This window comes from Denitrificimonas halotolerans (genome assembly GCF_034259425.1).
Lineage (GTDB): Bacteria > Pseudomonadota > Gammaproteobacteria > Pseudomonadales > Pseudomonadaceae > Denitrificimonas > Denitrificimonas halotolerans.
Genome location: NZ_JAXIVU010000006.1, coordinates 107,610 through 132,271, shown reverse-complemented (window position 1 = coordinate 132,271; position 24,662 = coordinate 107,610). Strand labels below are relative to the sequence as shown.

General features: G+C 43.2%; 16 protein-coding genes, 1 tRNA gene and 1 pseudogene. 4 read left to right on the top strand and 14 right to left on the bottom strand.

Going from position 1 to position 24,662, the window contains the following annotated elements; genetic code table 11:
• Positions 1 to 50 precede the first annotated feature (50 nt).
• The 13 genes from TOI97_RS06510 to TOI97_RS06450 all read right to left on the bottom strand — a co-directional run bounded on the left by TOI97_RS06510 (position 51) and on the right by TOI97_RS06450 (position 20,526).
• Positions 51 to 1,895, bottom strand: coding sequence for a DUF294 nucleotidyltransferase-like domain-containing protein (locus TOI97_RS06510; protein WP_321553311.1), 1,845 nt, complete (start codon positions 1,893 to 1,895; stop codon positions 51 to 53).
• A 73-nt stretch (positions 1,896 to 1,968) separates the two neighbouring features.
• Positions 1,969 to 2,484, bottom strand: a complete 516-nt coding sequence (locus TOI97_RS06505) for a hypothetical protein (RefSeq protein ID WP_321553310.1) — start codon at positions 2,482 to 2,484, stop codon at positions 1,969 to 1,971.
• A gap of 95 nt (positions 2,485 to 2,579) precedes the next feature.
• Positions 2,580 to 4,385, bottom strand: a complete 1,806-nt coding sequence (locus TOI97_RS06500; protein ID WP_321553309.1) for a sodium:solute symporter family protein — start codon at positions 4,383 to 4,385, stop codon at positions 2,580 to 2,582.
• Positions 4,386 to 4,390: 5 nt separating this feature from the next.
• On the bottom strand, positions 4,391 to 4,651 hold the full coding sequence (locus tag TOI97_RS06495) for a DUF4212 domain-containing protein (RefSeq protein ID WP_321553308.1): 261 nt from the start codon (positions 4,649 to 4,651) through the stop codon (positions 4,391 to 4,393).
• Positions 4,652 to 5,029: 378 nt separating this feature from the next.
• On the bottom strand, positions 5,030 to 8,458 hold the full coding sequence (locus TOI97_RS06490; protein WP_321553307.1) for an SbcC/MukB-like Walker B domain-containing protein: 3,429 nt from the start codon (positions 8,456 to 8,458) through the stop codon (positions 5,030 to 5,032).
• Positions 8,455 to 9,675 carry an exonuclease subunit SbcD gene (gene sbcD, locus TOI97_RS06485; RefSeq protein WP_321553306.1) on the bottom strand — a complete coding sequence of 407 codons (1,221 nt, stop codon included), beginning with the start codon at positions 9,673 to 9,675 and terminating at the stop codon, positions 8,455 to 8,457. The genes TOI97_RS06490 and sbcD overlap by 4 nt, the downstream gene beginning before the upstream one ends.
• Before the next feature lie 325 nt (positions 9,676 to 10,000).
• Complete coding sequence (locus TOI97_RS06480) at positions 10,001 to 11,410, bottom strand: efflux transporter outer membrane subunit (protein WP_321553305.1); 1,410 nt, start codon at positions 11,408 to 11,410, stop codon at positions 10,001 to 10,003.
• A complete protein-coding gene (locus tag TOI97_RS06475; protein ID WP_321553304.1) occupies positions 11,394 to 14,486 on the bottom strand; it encodes an efflux RND transporter permease subunit in 3,093 nt (1,030 codons plus the stop codon). The genes TOI97_RS06480 and TOI97_RS06475 overlap by 17 nt, the downstream gene beginning before the upstream one ends.
• Entirely contained in the window at positions 14,483 to 17,554 is a 3,072-nt protein-coding gene (locus TOI97_RS06470) for a multidrug efflux RND transporter permease subunit (RefSeq protein WP_321553303.1), read from the bottom strand. The genes TOI97_RS06475 and TOI97_RS06470 overlap by 4 nt, the downstream gene beginning before the upstream one ends.
• A complete protein-coding gene (locus TOI97_RS06465) occupies positions 17,551 to 18,819 on the bottom strand; it encodes an efflux RND transporter periplasmic adaptor subunit (protein ID WP_321553302.1) in 1,269 nt (422 codons plus the stop codon). The genes TOI97_RS06470 and TOI97_RS06465 overlap by 4 nt, the downstream gene beginning before the upstream one ends.
• 244 nt (positions 18,820 to 19,063) lie before the next feature.
• Entirely contained in the window at positions 19,064 to 19,564 is a 501-nt protein-coding gene (gene tpx, locus TOI97_RS06460; protein ID WP_321553301.1) for a thiol peroxidase, read from the bottom strand.
• Between the two features lie 159 nt (positions 19,565 to 19,723).
• Positions 19,724 to 20,305: a DJ-1/PfpI family protein gene (locus tag TOI97_RS06455; RefSeq protein ID WP_321553300.1), complete on the bottom strand. Its 582-nt coding sequence runs from the start codon at positions 20,303 to 20,305 to the stop codon at positions 19,724 to 19,726.
• Positions 20,306 to 20,449: 144 nt separating this feature from the next.
• A tRNA-Met gene (locus tag TOI97_RS06450) sits at positions 20,450 to 20,526 on the bottom strand.
• A 655-nt stretch (positions 20,527 to 21,181) separates the two neighbouring features.
• Between TOI97_RS06450 and TOI97_RS06445 the strand changes: the two genes are divergently transcribed.
• From TOI97_RS06445 to TOI97_RS06430, 4 genes and pseudogenes are all read left to right on the top strand, one after another.
• Complete coding sequence (locus TOI97_RS06445) at positions 21,182 to 21,763, top strand: class I SAM-dependent methyltransferase (protein WP_321553299.1); 582 nt, start codon at positions 21,182 to 21,184, stop codon at positions 21,761 to 21,763.
• A gap of 8 nt (positions 21,764 to 21,771) precedes the next feature.
• On the top strand, positions 21,772 to 22,167 hold the full coding sequence (locus tag TOI97_RS06440) for a phospholipase D-like domain-containing protein (protein WP_321553298.1): 396 nt from the start codon (positions 21,772 to 21,774) through the stop codon (positions 22,165 to 22,167).
• 3 nt (positions 22,168 to 22,170) lie between these two features.
• A pseudogene (locus TOI97_RS13325) lies at positions 22,171 to 22,740 on the top strand (DEAD/DEAH box helicase family protein).
• Positions 22,719 to 23,249 carry a DEAD/DEAH box helicase gene (locus TOI97_RS06430; RefSeq protein WP_321553323.1) on the top strand — a complete coding sequence of 177 codons (531 nt, stop codon included), beginning with the start codon at positions 22,719 to 22,721 and terminating at the stop codon, positions 23,247 to 23,249. Before TOI97_RS13325 ends, TOI97_RS06430 begins: the two are co-directional and overlap by 22 nt.
• Positions 23,250 to 23,374: 125 nt before the next feature.
• On the opposite strand, the gene TOI97_RS06425 is transcribed toward TOI97_RS06430, so the two are convergent.
• Positions 23,375 to 24,328 carry a nuclease-related domain-containing protein gene (locus tag TOI97_RS06425; protein WP_321553296.1) on the bottom strand — a complete coding sequence of 318 codons (954 nt, stop codon included), beginning with the start codon at positions 24,326 to 24,328 and terminating at the stop codon, positions 23,375 to 23,377.
• Between the last annotated feature and the right edge of the window lie 334 nt (positions 24,329 to 24,662).

Sequence of the window (24,662 nt, the reverse complement as noted above, 5' to 3'; positions counted from 1 at the left end):
ACCTCCCATTATCAGCAAGTCCATTGCCATGATATTCAGTCTAATGGACCTTAAAAATTTAAATGGTAACGTTGAATTAAATACTTTTTAAAATCTTTCACCACTGCCAAAGAATCACGCAACAACTGACGTTCCATGGCATTAAGTGCTTTAATATTCAACTCATTAGGGTTTTCATCGATAGCGGTTGGATCATCGGGATTGTAACGCTCAATTTGTTGTTGCAAGCGAATGTGTACGCAATAACTTAAAGCCTCAGCCAAGTTGTTGACCAGTTCTTTATTGATCACCCCCTGCTCTAGCAAAATCTCCAAACGACGGAAAGTATTGGTCTCAGCGATTTTGTTTTCCAAAGCAATGGTGCGCACTCCGTGCACAATTGGAAAAACTCCCGCTTTTTTAATATCCAAACCAGCGCTGTTTTTTAAACGACCAAAAAAAGTTAAGGGTGTATCAAAACGAATGGCAGCCTTAGCAAAGTGAGAAAAAAATATTTCATTATCGGCAATACGGCGGAAAAATGTATTACGTGCCACTTTAAATAGTGCTGTATTACCTGCCACAGGCTTACTGTCACTAGCGATTGCTAGATTCAGTGTTGCCTCACCAGCATAACTTTGACTCCATTGAGTCAGTTTTTCAGCCCACTGTGTAGTTGAATTAACCCACTCAGGATTAGATACCATAATATTGCCTGGACAAGGAGGGAAACCAAAAGAAATCAAGGTTTCACTAAATGTACACATGGTCTCATGCATCTGGGGCCAGTCCAAACCGTCTCGATAAATTAGACCATTATCTTGGTCTGTTTTCATAATTTGTTCGCCACGCCCTTCTGAACCCATCACGATCAAACACACATGAGGGTGCATTTCTAATGGTACAATCAGCTCAAATAGTTTATTTAAAATGCGACTGTTCAGTGCAGCTAACAACTCCATAACAAAGCGAGTTTTAACCCCAGTAGAAATCAGTCCTTTAATCAAGTCAGCTAAACCAAAAGATGCCTCGCGTAATTCATCCACATTTTGCGCTCGCTCGATACGCAAACCTATTACGTGAGAATGGCTAGAAAAATGACTCAACACATCGGTCAGCTCAATCACACCGATAAGGTGGCGTTGTGAATCCATTACCACCACTCGTTCAATTTGCTGCTGGGTCATAATAATCAGCGCATTAAACAAATAATCGTTAGGTTCAATGGTAATAAGACGGTAGCTTGCAATTTCTGAAACATCGGTGACAAGCGGCAAGCCATGAATAATTACAGCATCCAACAAATCTGTCCTGGTCACCATACCGTAACGACGACCCTTTTGTGCTAACAAACAGTCCGATTTTTTTTCACGCATCAGCCGTGTTGCTTGCTCGATAGTGGTTCCTTCAGGCACCACCAAAGGATTACGGACAGTGCTGTCTTTAATTCGAGCCAGCATGAACTCAGCCATATCTTGATTGGGCGCCTGTTGCGCAATAATTTTCCGTTTAGCGGTTAGATTTTGCTGAAAATAATCAGAAAATAAGCTATTGCGTTCAATCAGTTCGAGTAAAGTCTGGGTGGGAACTAGGTAACAAATGGTGGGCTCTACAGCAATAAAGTTATGGATAGCTTTACCATTGAAAACGGACCAACTACCAAAGTACTCACCACTTTGATAATGCATGAAAGCTGTTTGCTGATCACTAAGGTGTTCATAAGACTGGGTGTCACTCTCAACCTCAGCTACCTTCCCTTGCTGAATAACAAAGAGCCCTTGTGAAACCTTGCCAGCTGCCAGTAAGGTCTCCAAGGGTTGATATTCTTTGCGCTGAATCTGACTGAGTAACAGTGTTTGTTCTTCTTTAGTTAAAAAGCCAAAGGGTAACTGATCAACGTTAAATGCGTCGGACATGAATGCAACTCCTTGCTGCCTCGCTCAATCAAAGAATCTTTAGCCTGCCGCGAAAGTCAACCGAGCACCATGCTCATTTAGACGTAGAACATACCGTGTTAAAGAGCACACTATCAGGGTCTACATTGACTGGCTGCTTCGATAGCACCTTTTTCTCATCTGATACTGCAATGATCTGCGCATCAGTGCAACTCATGACATAACGCTGGTGAGTGACCACATCGATGTACTTCTTTTCAAAACGATACTCAATGAACTCGACTAAAGTTAAATTTTTAGCCTGTCGTGTTTGCATTGACTGAGTATCAACCACTGTAAATACAGTCGTCATTGGATAGATATACGTCCAAGGGCGCCAAAAAACCTGACTGGTTTGATTAGAGGTCACCACCGCGCCAATCGGCTGTCGATTGGATTGATACGCAAACCAATGATATTCAAAGTAAATCTGATAACTCATCATCCCAACCCCAGCTAAAGCTGGAATAATCCACTTTGGAAGTTTTTGCTTGGACAAGGAACGCAATAAAAATGCAATGCCCGCCGAACCTAAACCTGCGCTAAAAACTGCTACTAAATGCCAAATCATAGGTATCTCATCGTGTTGTAAACAAAACGGGCCTCAATGAGGCCCGTTGTATTACGTGCCTCAGTAGCGAGAGCTACCGAGGTATTACATTCATTTTAATGATCAACTGCAGCACCTGCACCTTTAGGTGATCGTACACTTTCAACAAGTTCTTGAATGTATAGTGGTGTTTCAGCAGTGACACTGCACACAGCATAAGCCACTACAAAGTTTATAATTGCACCCACAGCACCAAAGGACAGCGGTGAAACACCCATTACCCAATGTTCTGGTGTATTTGGAAGCATTGCGGTACCTGGAATGAAGAACCAACCCAGATAAGTGAAGATATACAGCAAGGTACAGCCTAGCCCAGCAAGCATACCTGCTATGGCGCCTTTATCATTCATTTTCTTCGAGAAGATACCCATCATAAGTACTGGGAAAAGTGACGCTCCTGCTATCCCAAAGGCTAAGGCAACCACTTGTGCCGCAAAGCCGGGCGGGTTCAATCCCAACCAAGTTGCTCCCAAAATTGCTACAGCCATGGAAATCCGTGCCGCCAACATCTCACCTTTTTCTGAAATATTTGGATTAAGGGTTTTCTTGATCAAGTCGTGGCTGATAGCTGAAGAAATCGCCAGCAACAAACCTGCCGCAGTAGATAACGCTGCAGCAATACCACCAGCAGCAATCAAACCAATCACCCATGAAGGTAAATTGGCAATTTCTGGGTTCGCCAAAACGATGATGTCATTGTTTACAACCAACTCATTACCTGCCCAACCACGAGACTTTGCTTCTGCAGCAAAAGTTTCGTTGGTATCGTCATAGAATTGAATCTGACCATCATTGTTTTTATCTTCAAAGGTAATCAAGCCTGTGCCTTCCCATGTTTTTACCCATTCAGGCCGGTCCTCATACTGGATTGAATTACCTAGGATCTGATCATAATCAGCTTTATCAACCACTTGTGTTGCCGAATCTGGGTAAACAGTGGTTAACAGATTCAAACGTGCCATAGAAGCTACTGCAGGAGCCGTTAAGTAAAGCAGTGCAATAAAGACTAAAGCCCAACCTGCAGACCAGCGTGCATCAGCCACTTTAGGCACAGTGAAGAAGCGGATAATCACATGGGGTAAACCTGCTGTACCCACCATCAAGGACAAGGTGAATAACACCATATTCAAGTGACTTGGCACATCTGCGGTATAGTCACGGAAGCCCAACTCCACCAACACTTCAGTCAACTTTTGTAACAGCGGCACACCCGACTCTGCGTGAGTACTGTACATACCAAACATAGGAATTGGATTATTAGTCAATTGCAATGAGATAAATACAGCAGGAATAGTGTAAGCAATGATCAGAACGACATACTGTGCGACCTGCGTGTAAGTAATACCTTTCATACCGCCAAATACAGCGTATAAAAATACAATCACTGCAGCGATCCAAATACCGGCTTCACTGCTAACTTCTAAGAAGCGTGAGAAAGCAACACCAGCACCAGTCATTTGCCCAATCACATAGGTCACCGAAGCAAGAATTAAGCAGATCACAGCCAATAAACGCGCTGTACGGCTGTAAAATCGCTCTGCAATAAAGTCAGGCACAGTGAACTTACCAAACTTACGTAAGTAAGGAGCAAGTAGCATCGCTAAAATGACATAACCACCGGTCCAACCCATCAAATAAGCCGAGCTAGCATAACCTGTAGCCGCAATAATACCGGCCATGGAAATGAATGACGCCGCCGACATCCAGTCTGCGGCTGTTGCCATACCGTTGGCAATTGGGTGAACACCGCCACCTGCTACATAGAACTCTTTGGTTGAGCCTGCGCGTGCCCAGTATGCAATACCGATGTAGAGGATGAAGGAGCCCCCTACAAACAGCATATTAATCAGATATTGACTCATGCTGTTTACTCCTCAAGACCAAATTTTTTGTCCAAACGATTCATTCTCCATGCGTAGAAGAAAATCAGGACGATAAAAGTAAGGATCGAACCTTGCTGTGCGAACCAGAACCCCAAGTCAGTTCCACCGATTGAGATGCCAGACAGTAATGGTCTAAAAATGATACCGAAACCATAAGAAACTAACGCCCATACAAACATACAGCCTGTAATTAAACGCAAATTTGCTTTCCAGTAGGCAGCAGCATTTGTTTTTTCATGTTGCATAATGCTCACCATTTATTGTTGTTAAAAGAATTGCAGCGTGGCGAGCATAAATTTAACAAGCTACAGGGCCACTGCATAACCCCCTGCTTTAGTATATTCGCGGCTTACAGCCATTTTTAAAATTAGAATTTCAACGATTTTTTTTAATTTTAAAGCAAATTTTTTATTTTTTTGGCGAATTTAGCTATACAAATAAAACACAAAAAAAATTGGAAATATTTTTAAATAATGAAAATATTTCCAATTATGACTAAACAGTCGGATTTCTAAGCCGTTTTTCAGACAAAATTTTCTTATCCTTTAAAGAAAGAAGATGTCAGGAACCTAATTCAAACTTGATCTGTTTTAAGCTTTCCACTGATGGCATAACATGTATCACTACGCCCTCACTCTATAACACTCATCCAAACTGCTATACCCCATGCCTGTGCTTTTGTGTACTTTAATTTGCACAGGAATACGCTCTTTAAGCGCTTCGACGTGGCTAATAATGCCAATAGTTTTACCTTCAGCGTTAAGGTTATCTAAAGCATTAAGAGCCATTTCTAAAGTTTCAGTATCAAGAGTGCCAAAACCTTCATCTAAAAATAGTGAATCAATGCGAGTCTTTTTGCTGACCAACTCTGACAAAGCCAAAGCTAAAGCCAAACTAACTAAAAAACTTTCACCACCAGATAAGGTACGAGTATCTCGCTGAGTATCTCCTTGCCAAGTGTCTATAATTTCAATTTCTAACTCACCTTGTTCACGACGGCTGAGTTGGTAACGATTATGCAAAATTGCTAACTGTTGATTGGCTAAGTTGACTAAGTGATCCAAAGTTAAGCCTTGGACAAACTTGCGATATTTACCACCATCGGCAGATCCAATTAAGCCATTAAGTTGTTGCCACTGATTATCAAGAGCAGCTTGCTGATCGATCTGCTGTAATAGACCGGCATGATTTTCACGGTTTTTAAAGTCAGTATTTAAAGTGTTTTCTATTATCCCGAGTTGGCGATTAAGCTCGCTGAGCTCATGCTCTAAAGCATTACGCTGCTCAGCCAATACAGCACTAGAAAACTCTGTTTTTGGAGCTTTTTTTAGTTGTTCAATCTGTGTCGTAGTTGCCATCAATAAAGCTTTTGCATCTTGTAGTTGCCTGTCCAACTGCAGCTTTAATTCTTGTAATTCCTGCACTTTTTGCTCAGGTAGTAAAGCCATTAAAAAACTTTTCTCATCTGAAAAAGTGCTATGCGCTAGACGCTTTCGCCATTCTGCTAACTGTTCAGTCTTATCATTTTCAGCTTCAGTGAGTCGATCTGCAAGACTGTTAATTTGCCCCTGTAACTGTGCTAACTGAGCTTCATTGGCTCGTAACTGTGTCTGAGACTGATTGAATTCTGCCAGCACATCAGTCACCACGGGTACGGACTGTTCACCCTCAACACCAAAGGTTTGCCAGTGTTTTTGAGCAATTATCTGCTGTTGTTCCGCACTCTGCTGCTCTGTTTGTAAAGCTTGAATATGCAACTTTAAGTCATCCAGCTGCTGAGTATCTGCTTGCCACTGTTGAGCTTCGTGCTGACGCTTCTCCAACCACTGTTGCACCTGCTCCGGAAAACTATACCCCATACTTTGCAACTGCTCGCTGAGTTGCTGCTGTTGCAGTTGTGCATCGTTTTGTTGGCTGAGTATCTGTTGCTCTAAAATTTTTTGTTGCTCTTGGTGCTGCTTAATATCACTGGATAAAATAATGATTTTTTGCTGTAAATCACGCATTTTTTGCTCCGCATCGCGGTATACTTCTTCGCTATGCTTTAAACGATCTTGAGCTTGATTAATCGCTTGAATACGCTGTTGGCACTGTTTCACTTGTTGTTCATAAGCAGCTTGTGCAGCACAGAAATCAATTTCAGATAAAGATTCAGAAAACCCCAATGCTTTTAGGTTACCAATTTTCTGCTCGCGGATTTTATCTAGCTCCTGCTGATTTTCAGCCTGTTGTTTGCGCAACAAAGCATACTCACTACTGATTTGTGCCAAATGTTCTTTACAGATTTGCCCCTGTTCAATGATTGCATCCAACTCAGCTTGCTTCGCTTGTAAGGCATATTCGGTCTGCGACACGTCTAGGGCTTGATATCGATTGACCGCAGGATGCTCTAAAGAACCACATAATGGACAAGGCTCATCAACTTGTAATTGCGTGCGATAAACTTCCAAGTCAGCAATGCGTTGCTCTTGCTTCAACAGCAAAGCTTTATCTTTAACCTGCTCTTTAAGGTTGGCATATTGTCTAAGCAAGGTTTCACGCAACTGCTCATGCTTGTGCACTTGCAGCGCAAGCTCGGTGCAACGGGCTTCATTCTGAATTAATACTGCCTGCTGTATACGCTCAGTTTCATATTCCTGAGCTAACCATTGGTAGCAATGACTCTGTTCATGTAGATGATTAAGCCGCACTTGCCAATCACTAGTACTATACTGCCCAAGGACTTGCGCTAGTGCAGCTTGCTCAGTTTGCCAAGCCTGTAATAAAGGCTGAAGCGCTTGGTCCTGTTGCTGATACAGCTTTTTATGAGCAGCTAGATCGGAGTTTAATTGGTTAAACTTCATGACCAATTGTTGTTGCCGCTTCTTATCTCTTTTAATTGTGCTTTGCTGCTTTTCTAATAAGGCAAAAGCATTACGCCAAACATTGATATATTCCGATAACTGAGCATGATGTGGTGTTTTCTCACGCTTATGCAACAGGTTTCTCTGCGTCTTTTGGGCTGACTGTAACCGTGTTTGAACTAACTGTAGTGCCTGCTGCGCATACTGATAACACAGCCAAGATAATTGTTGTAAATGAGTAGTTTGCACCTGTGCTTTTTGCTGTGCGGCAATCAAAGTTTGTTTACTGTGTTCCACACCCCGCCGTGCTTTCTGTAAATTTTGATAGTGAATTTGCAATGCAGCTGCAGGAATATGCTCCGCCAGACGCTGTAAATCCGCAGCATGAGTTTGCAGCTGAACTTGAGCCTCCTTCAGTTTTTTTTGGGCTTGAGCTTGATTGATTTCTGCTTGATCTAAGCTACGACGCCACTGTAGCTGCTCTTCTAAAACACTTTGTTGCTGCTTTAAAAGAGTGACTGAAGCCCTTGTTTCAGTGAGCTGTAGTCGAGTCTTACTTAATGCTTCATCACTTAGCAGTTGTACCCCTTCTGCGCGGCTCTTGAGGTTGTTTAACAGGTAACGCTGCTCTTTTTGTGCTGTATACACTTGCTGTGAAATCTGTCCGTAAATTTCAGTGCCGGTAAGCTGCTCTAATAAATCAGCTCGATCATTAGCGTTGGCTTCTAAAAAAGCAGCAAAACCACCCTGAGCCAACATCACGGATTGAGTAAAGCGATGGAAGTCGAGCCCTGTTAACCGCTCTATTTCTTTAGGTTTTTCACTGAGCTTGTCAGTAATAATACGCCCATCAAGGTAAGCCAGCTCCGTTTTCGCATCTTGCAGTGCACCATCAACCTTATTACGCGCACGACGCTGGCTCCAAAAAGCACGGTAAGCTTTATCTTTAACCGCAAATTCAACTTCTACTAAGCACTCGGCAGTATGTCGAGTCATTAACTCATTACTATTTTTAGATATGCTGCTCATTCGTGGTGTACGACTGTACAGCGCTAAACATATAGCATCCAATAAAGTGGTCTTTCCAGCTCCGGTAGGTCCAGTAATGACAAATAAACTGCTACCGTAAAAAGGTGCTTGAGTAAAATCAATTTTCCACTCACCTTTGAGCGCATTGATGTTTTTTAGCCGAATGCTAAGAATTTTCATACATCGACCTCCTGTAAAGCATCTAGCACTTGGGCATGCAAAGTGATAAGTCCTTTAATTTCGTTCTCAGTCAATGTTTCATTCTCTAAACGCTTGGCAAACACCTCATTTGGTGTCAATTCCGCTAAAGTTTCACCTATATCACCAGTTAACCCTGCCACTTTGTTACCACGCAAGCGCCGAACCCTCAGCACCTCAACGGGTAGATTCTGACAAAGTGCAGCAACTCGTTCATCTAAATCACTGTAATAATCATCCACCTGCACTTGAATCTCGATCCATGCTACAGCTGTTGGGTCTAAGCTCTTAGCTAATTCAGCAAACTGCTGCTCTAGCTGCTCTAAGCTACCAGATAAAGAGACCAATCGTTGAAAGCATGGGATTGCAATGGCTGTAACACACAATAAACCACTACCATCTAAATCGATTTGTAAGAGTTCTTTTTGCTGTTTTGCTTCATCAAAACTGAGAGCAATGGGAGAGCCGCTATACCTAATATGCTCAAGCCCACCAATTTTTTGCGAACGATGAATATGCCCTAAAGCTAGATAATCAAACTCTGGGAAAGCATCGGTTGGAAAGGCTGATAAACTCCCCACATAAATCTCGCGCACCGACTCAGTCAGGCTGACGCCTACAGTAGTTAAATGCCCAGTACCTATAATTGGCACACTGATTCCCAGTTCATCACGCTTGGCCTGTGCTCGCGCATAAAGTTGCGCATAATGTTCAGCAATGGCTTGTTGTAAATCACTTTGCTTTTCTTCTGCACTTTGCCCGGCTTGGCTGTGTTGAATATCCCGCGGACGTAAAAACGGAATGGCACAAACAATGGCTCCCACTGCGCCATTAGACTTTTTTAACAACAACACCTGCTCATCAGGGTTTTCAGCCACGGTGGAAATCACTTGAGTATTGAGTTTGCCCAACAAACTTTTACTTTCGTTGAGCATAGCTACGGAATCATGATTTCCAGCAAGTATCACCAATTGACAGCCTGTATCATGCATTTGCAAGACAAAATCGTTGTACTGCTCACGGGCATAACTCGGCGGTGTACCTGTATCAAAAACATCTCCAGCAATAATTAAAGCATCTGCCTGTTGCGCACGCACAGTTTGCACCAACCAATCACACCACTTCCTGTGTTCAACTTGCCGTGTTTTACCCATAAAATGCTGGCCAAGATGCCAGTCCGAAGTATGTAAAATACGCATGTGCTTGCGTCCTTATGCTGGAAATATTACCGTTTAATGATTATAAAAACTCGCTGCTAACCAACCTATATTGGACGACAAAAAACTATAGCGTAGACGACTAGGCGTCGGCTAAAGTCAAGCCAAAAGGTAATCCTGATGTTTAAAATATTGTTCAAACAGCACGATGCGTGCAACCACACTCTGGCTACTCAAACAACGCCTATAAATAGACTGCAAGCCTTACTAGCTCTTTTAACGGATTCTGCTATTTAATAATTACAGTGTTAGCTATTACAGCATGCTCTATGCGAATACGGGTTGCGCCAAACAAAGTCCAGTCATATCAGCGTTCTTTTTTTGATGTAGTGTGGGCAACACCTTGCCAACCACCACCTAAGGCGCTTATTAACTGTACACTAGCAATTAACTGGGCCCCTTTGAGGTTTAATAAATTACGCTCACTATTGAGCATTGTAGTTTGCGCACTACTAACTGACAAATAGTCCACCATGCCAGCCTGATATTGGTTCTCTATCAAACGCAATGTATCTTGTGCTGCAGCTAAAGCCTGATGTTGCACCTCAATTTCTTGAGCTAAAACATTCAGTTGCACTAAGGCATCTTCCACTTCACCAATGGCTTGCAAAGTGGTTTGCCGATAACGTGCCACCTGCTGATCATAGCGTGCCTTAGCCTGCGCAACTTTAGAGCGACGTAAGCCTGCATCAAACAAAGTTATGGCAAATTGCGGCCCAATGGACCAAAAGCGATTAGGTACGCTTATCCAGTCAGCTAAATTACTACCGCGATAACCTCCATTAGCACTTAAGACTAAGTCAGGGAAGTAAGCCGTCTGCGCCACGCCAACTTCTGCATTGGCCGCCATCACACGACGCTCAGCCACAGCAATATCAGGACGACGCTCCAATAAGGTCGAGGGTACAGTTAAAGGTAAAGCAGGCAGCTCGGGAACACTTTCTAAGGGAGTAATTTGCACTGCATTCGGAGTACTGCCCACCAATAAAGCAATAGCATGCTCAAAACGGGCCCGTCGCCAAGCAAGCTCTAAGCGTTGCACTTGAGCGTTTTTCAGTTGGGTTAATGCCTGACTGACATCAGCACGGGTTACCATTCCCGCTTTATAACGATTCTCTGTAGTCCGTAAAGAACGCTCATACGCTTCAAGTGTTGCATCAAGCAGACGCGCTTCTTCATCCAGCACGCGTAACTGAAAATAGTTTTGAACCAATTCTGATTGCTGGCTTAAACGCACACTGGCCCACTCCGCAGCACTGGCTTGAGCTTGTGCTTGACTGGCCTCCACTTGACGACGAATCTGCCCCCAAACATCTAACTGCCAACTTAAGCCTATAGCAATTTCATTGGTTTTACCGGCGCCTATATCATTGCCTTGTCGGGCACTGCTCAATTGCCCTGATGCTTTTGGATACAATGCGGAACGGCTACCACGAACCAGTGCATGGGCTTCACGCCACGCAGCTTCTGCGGCACGTAGATTCTGATTTGAGGATTCTAACTGCTGCAATAACTGTGCTAACTGCTGGTCTTTATAAAGCGCCCACCAAGCCACTGAAGCTTCCACGTCAGCGGGCTGAGCTAACTTCCACCCTGGCGTATGATGGAACTCTGAAGGTAACGGCATTTGTGGACGTTGATACTCTGGCCCCAGTGCACAACCACCTAACATTACCCCAACTAAGGTAAATACACTGAGCTTAACGATCGATTTCATGGACGAATTCCATACTTTTGGACTTTTTAAAGCGGCGTGCACGGATGCTTAAACGATCAAAGAACAAGTACACCGTTGGCGTACTGTACAAGGTTAATAACTGACTGAGTAACAAACCACCAACAATTGCTAAGCCTAACGGTTGACGGGTTTCAGAACCTTCTGCTGTACTCAACAATAAAGGCACAGCACCCAAAATGGCAGCCATAGTCGTCATCATAATAGGACGAAAACGTTGAGCGCAGGCTTGCTTAATAGCCTGCTCGGCTGTCACTTTCAACTCTCGCTGTAACTGCAGAGCTAAATCAATCATTAAGATGGCATTCTTTTTTACTACACCAATTAATAAAAACAAACCCAACAAAGAGATCAAACTGAACTCACCACCAGTGAGCTGAATGGCTAACAAAGCTCCGACACCAGCTGAAGGTAAAGTTGAGAGAATAGTCAGTGGATGAATATAGCTTTCATACAATATCCCTAAGACTAAATACACTAAAATAATAGCTCCCAACAACATTAACCCTTGACTACCTTGACTCTGTTGGAAAAACCCTGCAGTACCCCCTAAGCGACCCTGTACTTCATTAGGCAAATTAATTTTTGCCATGGCCTGCTCAATGGCTTGACTGGCCTGCTCTAAACTCACACCTGGAGCTAAAGCAAAGCCAATACTTTCTACAGCAAACTGCCCGTCATGTTGCACATTATCTTGCTGCAGACTGGCCTCCCAACGTGTAAAAGTAGATAAAGGAATACGTTTACCCTTATCACCTATGACTTGTATCTGATCCAATACCTGTGGCGAGCCGACAAACTGCTCATCAATTTCCAGCACTACACTGTACTGATTCAAATTTTCATAAATTGTAGATACTTGCCGTTGGCTAAAAGCGTTATTCAATAAGGCAGTCACCATTGCTATATCGACCCCATAACGTGCAGCCGTTTCACGATCCACCTGCAATGTCACTTGTTGAGCCCCCCGGCCTTCAGTACTATCAATATCTGTTAACTCGGGTAAAGCCTTTAAAGCATCACGCACTTTAGGCTGCCAAGTACGTAAATCTTCTAAATCACTAGCAAGCAAGACATATTCACTATCGGTATTACTGCCCTCACGCCGCCCCATGCTGAGATCTTGTTCTGGCATTAAAAATAAGCGTGACCCTGGCACCTTTGGCATTTGTCGGCGCAAACGGTTGACAATGTCTTGTGCAGAACTTTCTCGTTCATCAATAGGATTTAACTGCACGATTAAAAATGCATTACCACCACCAATAAAACCAGCTACGGTTTGCACGTCCTTATCTTTAAGCAATGCTTGACGATAAATTTCCATCTTAGGCTGCATGGTGTGATAAGACAGACCATCATCACCTCGGATAAAGCCTCTAAGTTGACCTGTGTCTTGTTGAGGCATAAAGGTTTTAGGCACTTCAATAAATAGCCATACATTACTGGCAATGGTTAACAACAATCCCAACAACATCCACCCCTGATATTTAAGGGTCCAAGTTAAAGAGCGCTGATAACCTGCAGAAATACACAAGCCTAAACGTTGAATAAAGTTGGGTTGCTGTGTTTCTATACCAACTTCACGACGCAACCAGCGTGCACAAAGCATAGGGGTTAACGTTAAAGATACTAATAAGGAGATTAAAATAGCGGCAGTGAGTGTGATAGAGAACTCGCGGAATAAACGCTCAACCAATCCACCCATAAAGAGAATCGAGACAAACACTACTACGAGGGATAAGTTCATCGATAACAAGGTGAAACCTACCTCACGGGAGCCAATGATCGCTGCGTGCAGTGGCTTTTTACCCTGATTAATATGTCGAGCGATATTTTCTAATACAACAATGGCATCATCTACTACTAGCCCTGTAGCAATGATCAAAGCCATCAACGATAAGTTATTGAGGGAAAAATTAAGCATATACATAGCAGCAAAACTACCGATCAATGAGACCGGCACTGCTAAAGCAGGAATTACGGCGGCACGCCAATGGCCTAAAAAAAGCATAACCACAGCGATTACAAGCAGCGTAGCAATCAATAAAGACCGTTGAGCCTCATACAAAGTAGCACGGATTACCGAAGATCGATCCATTGCTACTTCCAACCTTGCACTAGCTGGTAAAACGGCTTCTAGAGAGGGGAGCTCAGCTTTAATAGCTTCAATGGTAGCAATAATATTAGCGCTAGCTTGGCGGTTAATCACTAACAGTACAGCCTCTTCATCATTAAAAAAGCCGCTGTTATAACGGTTCTCTACACTATCGGTGACCTTTGCAACATCACTTAAACGCAATGCCGCACCATCGTAATAACGAATAATCAAGGGTGCATAATCAGCGGCCTTATGCAACTGATCATTCCCTTGAACTTGCCAGTGACGATTGCCCTGCTCTAACTGTCCTTTAGGTTGTTGTTGATTGGCATCTGCAATAGTCTGACGAACTTCATCTAAGGCAATTCCATACTGTTCAAGACGACGCGGCTCCAACTCCACACGCACAGCTGGCAAAGAACTTCCACCAATACTAACTTCTCCGACTCCCGGTATTTGGGAAATTTTCTGCGCCACAATGCTGTCGGCCAAATCATACATTTGACCTTTGTCCAGTATCGGGCTGCTTAACGCTAAAACCATAATTGGAGCTTGAGTAGGGTTAACCTTACGATACGTAGGCATGCTGCGCATTCCACTGGGCAACATCTCATGGGCCGCATTAATGGCAGCCTGAACTTCACGCGCAGCCGCATTAATATCATGCCCCAAGTCAAATTGAATCATAATCCGCGTACGCCCTTGCGCGCTACGACTGGTCATTTGACTGATACCAGCAATGCTACCCAGTGAGCGCTCCAAAGGCGTGGCCACCGTAGCGGCCATAACTTGAGGGCTCGCACCTGGCAAGTTAGCTTGCACGGTAATCATGGGAAAATCCATATCCGGTAACGGTGATACTGGTAACAAACGGTAGCCTAGCACCCCAAGCAAAATAATCGACAAACTCAGTAGCATAGTTGCCACTGGACGCCGGATAAAAGGTGCCGACAAGTTCACAACTCAGTACCTAAATTAAAGCGCGCTTTACTGCGGACACTTAAACGGTCAAAGAACAAATAAATTACAGGAGTAGTAAATACAGTCAGCACCTGACTGAGCAGCAAGCCACCTACCATCACCAATCCCAAAGGCTGGCGTAGTTCAGCACCTGAACCACTAGCAAACATTAAAGGTAAAGCAGCAAATAACGCAGCTAAAGTTGTCATTAAGATAGGCCGAAAACGCAACAGCGCCGCCTGAAAAACCGCCTCCTCTGGACTCAAGCCCTGATGCCGTTCTGCATCCAAAGCAAAGTCAATCATCATAATGGCGTTTTTCTTTACAATACCGATCAATAAGATAATTCCAATAATGGCAATTAAGCTCAGATCGTTACCAGTCATAAATAGCGCCAAAAGCGCACCAATAGCTGCAGACGGCAAAGTTGACAAAATAGTCAGCGGATGAATATAGCTTTCATAGAGCACACCCAGAACCAAGTACATTGTCACGGTCGCCGCCAAGATCAATAGCAAGGTACTCGACAGTGACGCGCGAAAGGCCTCTGCAGCCCCTTGAAAATGACTCTGAATCGAGACTGGCATAGCCAGCTCTACTTGAGCATGCTCGATCAACCTTACAGCTTCACCTAAAGACACGTTCGGAGCTAAGTTAAAAGAAACTGTAACCGCCGGAAACTGGCCAATATGATTCAGTAATAAAGCCGCTGAACGTTCTTCTACTTTCACTAAATGAGCTAAACGTATAGTTTGACCGTTAGCGCCACGCACATGTATATCATGTAAGGCTGCAAGCGCATCATTTGGATTACTCAAGCTTTCTAATACCACTCGATACTGGCTAGTTTGTGTAAAAATTGTAGAGATCTGACGCTGACCAAAAGCGTCATATAAAGCATCAGTTAAAGTGGCGATGCTCACTCCTAAACGCCCAGCTAAATCACGATCAATATTAAGGTAATATTGCAAACCATTGGATTGTAAGTCACTGTTTACATCACGCAACTGCGGCAAGCTTTGTAATTTTTCAATTAAAATAGGCACCCAACGCTGCAGCTCATTTTTATCGGCTGACTCCAAACTAAATTGAAACTGCGTGCGACTAACCCTATCTTCAATACTTAGATCTTGCACCGGCTGCATAAACAGCTGAATCCCCAACACTTGATCTAATTCAGGGCGCAAACGATTGATCACTTCGGAGGCAGAGGCATCACGCTCAGCAAAAGGTTTAAGGTTAATGAGCATGCGACCTGTATTCAAAGTTGGGTTATCACCATCCACACCTATTTGTGAAGAAACACTTTGTACAGCTGGATCTTGTAGTAACACCGCTGTTAAACGCTGTTGCCGTTCACTCATAGCTGCAAAAGAAATACTTTGCGGTGCTTCTGAAATACCTTGAATAACCCCCGTATCCTGCTCAGGGAAAAATCCTTTCGGCACCCAGATCCACAATAGTACAGTAAGAAAAAAAGTACCCACAGCAAACCATAAGGTCAATATTTGATGCCGTAATACCCAACGCAATACGGAACTGTAATGATCAATCGTGCGGCTAAGCCAGTCTTCTTTTTTCTTCTGCTCTCCGCCTCGCAACAAGCGCGCGCACATCATTGGTGTGAGGGTTAAAGAAATCACTAAAGAAATTAAGATTGCCACAGATAAAGTAATGGCAAACTCTCGAAATAAACGCCCCACTACATCCGCCATAAATAACAACGGAATTAAAACTGCAATTAAGGAAAAGGTTAATGAGAGCAGCGTAAAACTAATTTGTTTTGCTCCTTTTAACGCTGCATTCATGGGCGTTTCACCCAACTCTATATGACGCGTAATGTTCTCTAACATGACAATAGCATCATCAACCACGAACCCTGTAGCAATGGTTAAAGCCATCAGCGTCAAGTTATTGAGTGAAAAACCCAGTAGGTACATCACCGCAAAAGTACCAATTAGGGATAATGGCACCACTATTGAAGGAATAATAGTTGCAGTTAATCGCTTTAAAAATACGAAAGTCACTAGCACCACTAAAGCCACTGCCAACATCAATTCAAATTGCACATCACTGACAGCTGCGCGAATGGTTTGCGTACGATCGGTTAAAATACTGACTTCTAAGCTGGCCGGCAAAGTAGCAATAATACTAGGCAACAAAGCTTCAATTCGCTCTACCACCTCAATCACATTAGCCCCCGGCTGACGTTGAATATTAAGTAATACTGCTTGGTTAAGGTCCGCCCAAGCAGCTAAGCGGTTGTTCTCTACTCCTTCAATAATCTCTGCCACATCAGTCAGCTTGAGCACTCGCCCATCATGATGAGTAAGAATCAAACCCGCATAATCCTCCGCTGATCGCAGCTGGTCATTGGCATCCAACTGGGTAATACGAGTTGGCCCATCAATACTACCCTTAGGCTGATTTACGTTGGCACGGGTAATGACATTGCGTACATCAGCCAAGGTTAAATCGGCCGAAGCTAAAGCTTGTGGATTGGCCCGAATCCTCACAGCAGGACGTTGCCCTCCACCGATACTCACCAATCCAACCCCGCTGATCTGTGCAATCTTTTGCGCCATACGGGTATCAACCAAATCATTGACCAATGGTAATGGCATACTTTTAGAGGTAATTGCCAATGTCAGCACAGGACTGTCTGCAGGATTTACTTTGTTGTACACCGGTGGTGCAGGCAAGTCACGCGGTAACAAGTTAGTAGCTGCATTAATGGCAGCCTGCACCTCTTGCTCAGCCACATCCAGTTCAAGGTCTAAACTAAAACGCAAGCTAATAACTGAAGCACCGCCCGAGCTAGTTGAGGACATCTGGTCCAAGCCCGACATCTGTCCAAACTGACGCTCCAATGGTGCTGTTACAGCACTGTTCATCACTTCTGGGCTGGCACCCGGGTACAGTGTCAGCACCCGAATGGTTGGATAATCCACTTGGGGTAACGCTGCGACAGGTAATAAACGATAAGCAATGGCTCCAGCGATAAAAATCGCTAACATCAATAACGTGGTAGCAACTGGCCGTTGAATAAAAATGCGCGAGACGTTCATTTTGCTGGCTTCTGCTTAGACGTCAATTTGGGCTTTAAGGCTTTATTTGGTGTTTTGTTTTCCATGGTGGCCGACGTCTCTGCAGTCACTGATCCTTGTTCCGTTGGCATAACTCGTTCCACTTTACTACCATTACGTAAGCGGTCCACACCTTCAACTACCACCCAGTCACCAACCTCAAGACCTGACTCCAACATGGACGAAACTCCATCGCTGTCGCGCAATTTAATTGGTTGTACAACAACGGTATCGTCTTCTTTTATTTTCCACACAAAGCGGCCACTTGTACCGAACTGAATTGCATCTGCCGGTATAAGTAAAGCATCATCATGCACTGCAACTTGTAAGTGTACGTTCACAAACTGATTAGGAAATAACAGTTGCTCTGAATTAGAAAACCGTGCTTTTAAGCGTACACTGCCCGTACTGATATCCACTTGATTATCGATGCTATGAAGCTCACCTTGTGCAAGCATCTTATTTTCATCGCGATTCCAAGCTTGGACACTTAAAGTTTGACCTTGTCGATAAGCTTGCAAAACAGCCTGCAGCTCATGCTCAGGAATCGTAAAGCTTACCGCAATGGGATTATCTTGGGCGATGGTTACCAACTCAGTTACTGCTGCTGATACATAATTACCAGCATCTAAAGCACGCAAACCTAAACGACCTGCAATAGGCGCTATAACACGAGTATGCTCCACATCCAGCTTGGCATTATTACGCTGCGCCTGACGTACTTTTACACTTCCCTGCAACTGCGCAACAAGGGCCTGCTGCTGCTCTAAGGTTTGTCTAGCCACAGAGTCTTCTTTATAGAGCCCCTGATAACGCTTAAGGTCCAACTCAGCGCTAGCCAATTGGGCGCGAGCTTCTTGTAAAGCACCCTCAGCTTGTAATAAAGCAACCTGATAGTTACGCGGATCAATCTGTGCCAACACAGTACCTTTCTCAACATACTGCCCCTCGCTAAATAACACCTGATCCAATTCACCACTGACCTGACTGGTAACACTCACCATGTTCCATGGGGTTACTGTACCCAAAGCTTTAAGCTTTACAGTAAATCGATCATGACGAACCTGTTGTGCATGAACTGGCACAACTCCCATAAAACTACCACCCATACGCGGAGCGACAGCTGCTGATTTTGCGTTTGATTGCAACCACCACCAAACAGCAGTCGCGATCACACCAATCAACAGCATTAAAAAATAAACTTTTTTTGAGGTTTTTTTTGCAAATTTTATAGAAGAGTCAGGCATATCAGCTCATCACAGTCCTTAGGAATATGAAAGATAGCAGCCTTCGTCCTGCTTAGCAGGTTCTTTACCATCAATTTACGTTAAGCCTTATTCACTTAACATCAATGCTAAGCCGTCAATGCACGGTGACGCCCCAATCTTGCTGCCAATCTATCTTTTATCTAGAGATGCATTGCACATCATAAAGGCAACGTTACAGAATCACGCGGTAGCATATCAAAACACTACCGCGCAAACTGAGTATTTAGTTCAATGCTGCAATTGCAGCTTCATAGTTCGGCTCATCAGCTATTTCAGAGACTAATTCACTATGCAATACATTGTTCTCTTCATCTAAAACAATCACCGCTCGCGCACCCAGTCCAGCTAATGGACCTTCAGCAATATCAACACCGTAAGACTGGAAAAAATCAGGATCACGCATAGTTGACAAAGATAGCACCCGATCTAGGCCTTCAGCACCACAAAAGCGTGCATGTGCAAAAGGTAAATCCGCAGAAACACAAAGCACACGTGTATTTTTTAACCCTGATGCTTTTTCATTAAATTTACGTACAGAAGTTGCGCAGGTTGGGGTATCAATGCTTGGGAAAATATTAATAATTTTACGCAAACCACCCAGGCTGGACAAACTTACGTCTTCGAGCGTTGTATTCACCAAGCTAAATGCTGGAGCCTGCTCACCTTCTTGTGGAAAATGGCCATCAATACGTACAGGTGTACCTTTTAATGTAACGGTCGTCATATTATTTCCTTTTGTTCGAGACAAGAGTTTAGTTGGAGTTAAACCACTCTACTCTACAGTGCCTTACTACTCATTGGCGAAATTCCTGAGGAGAGTCCTTCTGCATCTTAACAGGCAGGCATTTAGAGCGCATCAAGCAATGTTACACTCACATCAAATTTAAAGGGTAATTTTAGTACCTAGCAACATTAAGAAACCAGCCAACCAAGTGGGGTGAGCCGGCCATGCAGGTGCAGTAACCAAATTCCCCTCTAAATGTGCACCATTTACGTCCAACTCAATATAATGCCCGCCAGCCATTTCGACATCAGGACCACAGGCAGGATAAGCTGCGCACTCACGATCATCTAAAATGCCCGCTGCTGCTAAGAGTTGTGGTCCATGACAGACTGCAGCAATTGGTTTTTTGGGTCGATCGAAAGCCTGGATTAGCTCTAACACCTCAGCATTCAAACGTAAGTACTCTGGTGAGCGTCCACCAGGCACAATCAATGCATCATAGTCAGTTGCTTTCACATCAGAGAAGTTAAAGTTCAGTACAAAATTATGACCCAACTTCTCACTGTATGTTTGATCGCCTTCAAAATCATGAATGGCTGTACGTACAAACTCACCTGCCTTTTTATTTGGACACACAGCATGCACAGTATGACCGACCATCTGCAACGCCTGAAATGGCACCATCACTTCGTAATCTTCTACGTAGTCACCAACTAGCATCAGAATCTTTTTAGCAGCCATAAATAAAATACTCCTTAGTCAAATTTAAGAGCCTGCAACATCTCTAGTGTACACGCTGAGGTATAAAGCCCTAATGACATTCAAAGAATACTTTCAAATTGGAAAAAAAAAGGGTTAGCCTGAGCTAACCCTTTAATATAAAATTGGTGGCTACACCGGGACTTGAACCTGGGACATCAGCATTATGAATGCTGCGCTCTAACCAACTGAGCTATGTAGCCTTGCGATGGCGCGTATTATTCTAGTTTCCATGAATCGTGTCAAGCATTTTTATGAAAATATTTTAAAAAAATTCTTTTTGTTGCTTTAAACCACCAATCGTTTAAAAAACAACCAATTCAACGGCCACCCCATAACGCTCAAAGCAAAACAAGCTAAAACTTATTAAAATATAAAATATTCAGCACAGCATTATAGAGTCTCATTAAATTTGCTCATCGCCACAAAAACCTGAACCGTACCTCAATTGAACATACTAAAATTAACATTAGCACTGCTTAAGCAATGATAAGCACCTACTCGACTAGATATCCATCTACACATATACGATCCAGTGGGAAACAGACAAATCTATCATCTCATTACCACTTTAAGGTATGGCACATACTTTTTTTGAACCAATACAAACCTCACTCGTTCTTTTATAAAAAAGACATCTATGGCCATTACCACATAAGCATGCCCCTTTATTTTTAGTACATTTAGCCACTGCAACCTTAGCTGTCACTCTGAGATTTGCAAAAAAACAAACCCTACAGATACAACAGCTCGAATTTGATTGAAGCTGATGAAAGAATCATTTGGATCCAGTAAGCTACTCGGTTAAGTTAAGAGTGCTACAGCTTGCGAGCACAGGCAATACTGGAGAATTTATTTATGACACTAGAATACTACGAAGACAATGCTGAACAATTCGCTCAAGACACTTTGGATGTGGATATGAGTCCACTCTATGAGCGTTTTCTAGCTCAATTACCAGATTCCAGTAGAATTCTAGATGCCGGTTGTGGAGCTGGTCGCGATACACTCGCCTTTATGAAAATGGGCTATAAAGTTGAAGCATTTGATGCCACACCAAAGCTAGTTAAAATTGCTCAGAATGTTACAGGCATTAATGTACAGCTAAGCACCTTTCTCAACTTCACTAGCGAACAAACTTATGCAGGTATTTGGGCCTGTGCTTCTTTGTTGCACGTTCCTGCCATTAACCTACCTGCTACACTGAAACATTTAGGCGAACTACTTAAAGACAACGGCGTGATGTATGTTTCCTTTAAATATGGTGAAGACGAAAGCAGTCACAATGGTCGCCACTTCACCAATTGCAACGAGGAGCGTCTTGAAAAGTTTTTAGAAGATACAGGTTTAACCATTAAAGAAGCCTGGGTTACAGAAGACCAACGCCCTGAACGAGGAGATGAGCAGTGGCTTAATGCATTGCTCATTGCTAATAAGTAACACTCTTGATGCTCATCAATAGCCACCGCTTGACCACGGGGACACAGCACGACCCATTACTGCCTAAACTACTCGAAACAATCTATCAGGCAACCGATATAGAAATTGCTGTGTCATTTATCCAACCATCCGGTTTGGTTTTACTATTTGATCCTTTAATAGAGGCACTTCATAACGGTGCTGTGATTCGTATTCTTACTTCTGACTATTTAGATATCACTCACCCTCATGCCCTGCATGAGCTGCTAATGCTGGCTGAACGCGGGGCACAAGTGCATATATTTGAGTGCATAAACGAAACTAGCTTTCATTTAAAAACCTATATTTTCACACACAATAAGCACGAACAAACGCTACAAGACAGTGCATTTATTGGTTCTAACAATACAGCCGTACGGCACTGACAAATGCTTATGAATGGTCTTGGCGACATGACTGCCCCTCCTAAAGATTCAAAAGCCGCACGAAAGTTTTTGCACATTCGTAACGCATTTACGCAATTGCTAAAAGATCCACGCAGCTCAGTTTTAACTGCAGCCCGGGTTGACCGTTACAGCGCAAGGCGGCAAAAACGCATCCCGCTACTGCAATCGTTGACAAATTTTGTCAATGAACCTTATGCCCCTAGTCCCAATAGTGTACAAACCGAAGCACTACAAGCTCTAGTTAATACCCGTTTTGATGATTTCTCACGTGGCTTAGTGGTTCTAGCCACCGGTATGGGAAAAACTTAGTTAGCTGCTTTTGACACTTGACAGTTGCGCGCCAAACGAGTTTTATTTGTTGCTCACCGCGAAGAGATTTTATTGCAAGCTCAAGCTGTATTTAATCGTGTGCATGAAGGAGTACATACCGGCTTATTTCAAGCCTCACCTAAAGAAGTGGGGGCAGACTTTCTCTTCGCCTCAGTACAAAGCCTCAGCAAACCAGAAGCATTACAATGCTTTAGTCCCACATATTTTTTGATTACATCGTAATGGATGAATTTCACCATGCCAGTGCACCAAGTTATCGAGCTATTCTGCAGTATTTTAGTCCGCGGTTCTTATTAGGCCTGACCGCCACCTCGGAACGCACCGACCAAGCTGATATCCTTTCATTATACGACAACAACTTGGTCTTTGAGCGCATTGTACATGGCATCAACGCACAGTTGCTCATACCCATCCATTATTATGGTATTTATGATGAGCATGTGAATTACCAAGAAATTCCTTGGCGTAATGGATATTTTGATCCCGAGCAAATCGAACATGCTTTTGCAACCCAGCAGCGCGCTAAGCATATTTATCAGTCTTGGTGTAAACACAAACAAAGCCGTACCTTAGGTTTTTGTATTTTGCAAAAACATGTTGATTTTATGAGCAGATATTTTCAGCGACAGGGCGTGCGTGCTGGAGCAGAACTGACTCGCCATGCTGCGCTGCAACAATTAGGCCATGGACTGCGCGTTTATCGCAAGAAACCCAAAAAACCCATGTTGTAATATTGGACTTTTTAGGGAATCACCACGCATTCGCTTCAAACAAGCACGGTTAAATTTTTCTTGAGGTATAGTTATTCTAGGTTTACATACACACTTTTTAAAACTGTAGTGTATACCACAGCTCCTCAAACCAATACTTCTTGATCAACATACAGAGCTGCTGCACTTTGCTGAAAAGCAGGTGATATTATCTGCTCTAGCTGCATCGGAAAACCATCTGTTTGGCTTTCCAAAGACGGCAGTTGCTGCATCGCATCACTATGTCCTTTATTTGGGTAAAGCTGGCTAAAAATTGCTATTACTACAAATAAACAACCTAGCACTAACGTAGACTTAAACAAAACAGACATGCGCTTACGCGGTACATGTATTACTGCTGTTTGGCTTACGTCTTGTTTGGCTTGGTTTTCTTTAGCTTCGCATTCGCTATCCAGCATGTACTTCTGTTCAGAATCTGACAAACGTTGCGGTGCGGATATTAGTTTTAACGGGTAATTGGCTTGACCATAATAGTGCAAAATACCTTGCACTCCTAAGCAATCTAAAATTGCTCGAATATCTCCGGGGTAAATTTTCAGCTCTGCAGAGCTGATATCAGCTAAGGTGGTAGCGCAGCGCAACAAATCTGTAGTGTGAAACCAGTAGGATGCTTTAACTGAAATAGTAGCAGCACCATCAATAGGGCCAGAAAATACTACCGCGGCATTGATATGCCCAATATTTTGCTCTGACAATAAATTATTATTTTTTAACCAATTTATGACTGCAAACTTATTATCGCGCAGCTGCTGAAAAGGATTCTTTTTACTGCCTCCCTTTACCTCAACGCCACCCACTCGCCAAGGGCCATTTTCTGTTCCTTCTAGATGACCACTGTAGTGCTTAAAGTCCACTATTATAATTGCCGTTGGCAAAATGCACACTAGATCAAGCTCTACCCCGTTCCACATACTATTAGCAATCAGAACTATATCTTTACCTGTATGCGCCCAATCTACCTGCAGAGCATCAATAAAAGCCCTTAACATTTGATTTTCATGGGTACGATCAGCTTGCTGGCCGTAAAGTAAAATCGACATCGAACGCTTGCCTTAATTAAGTAATAATCTTGCTTATAAACCACTTATCAACTGGTGCAGCAGCCTATTAAACAGTGCAAATAACCGATATTTAAAGGGCAATATTATACCAAAACTGAGCAACATAAGCTTGTTAACTACTATTTACACACTTATCAGCTTCACGTAAAACCCTGGCCATCAGTAATAGAAAGTGAAAAATGCGTAATATACAAAACTCTCACACTATAAAAGCTTGCGCATCCCCTGCTTTTTGTTGACATATTTTTTATTGAGTAGGTTAGTTTATTTTTTTAAGCTGCTTATGTATGATGGTTTAAACTTGTAAAGTTAA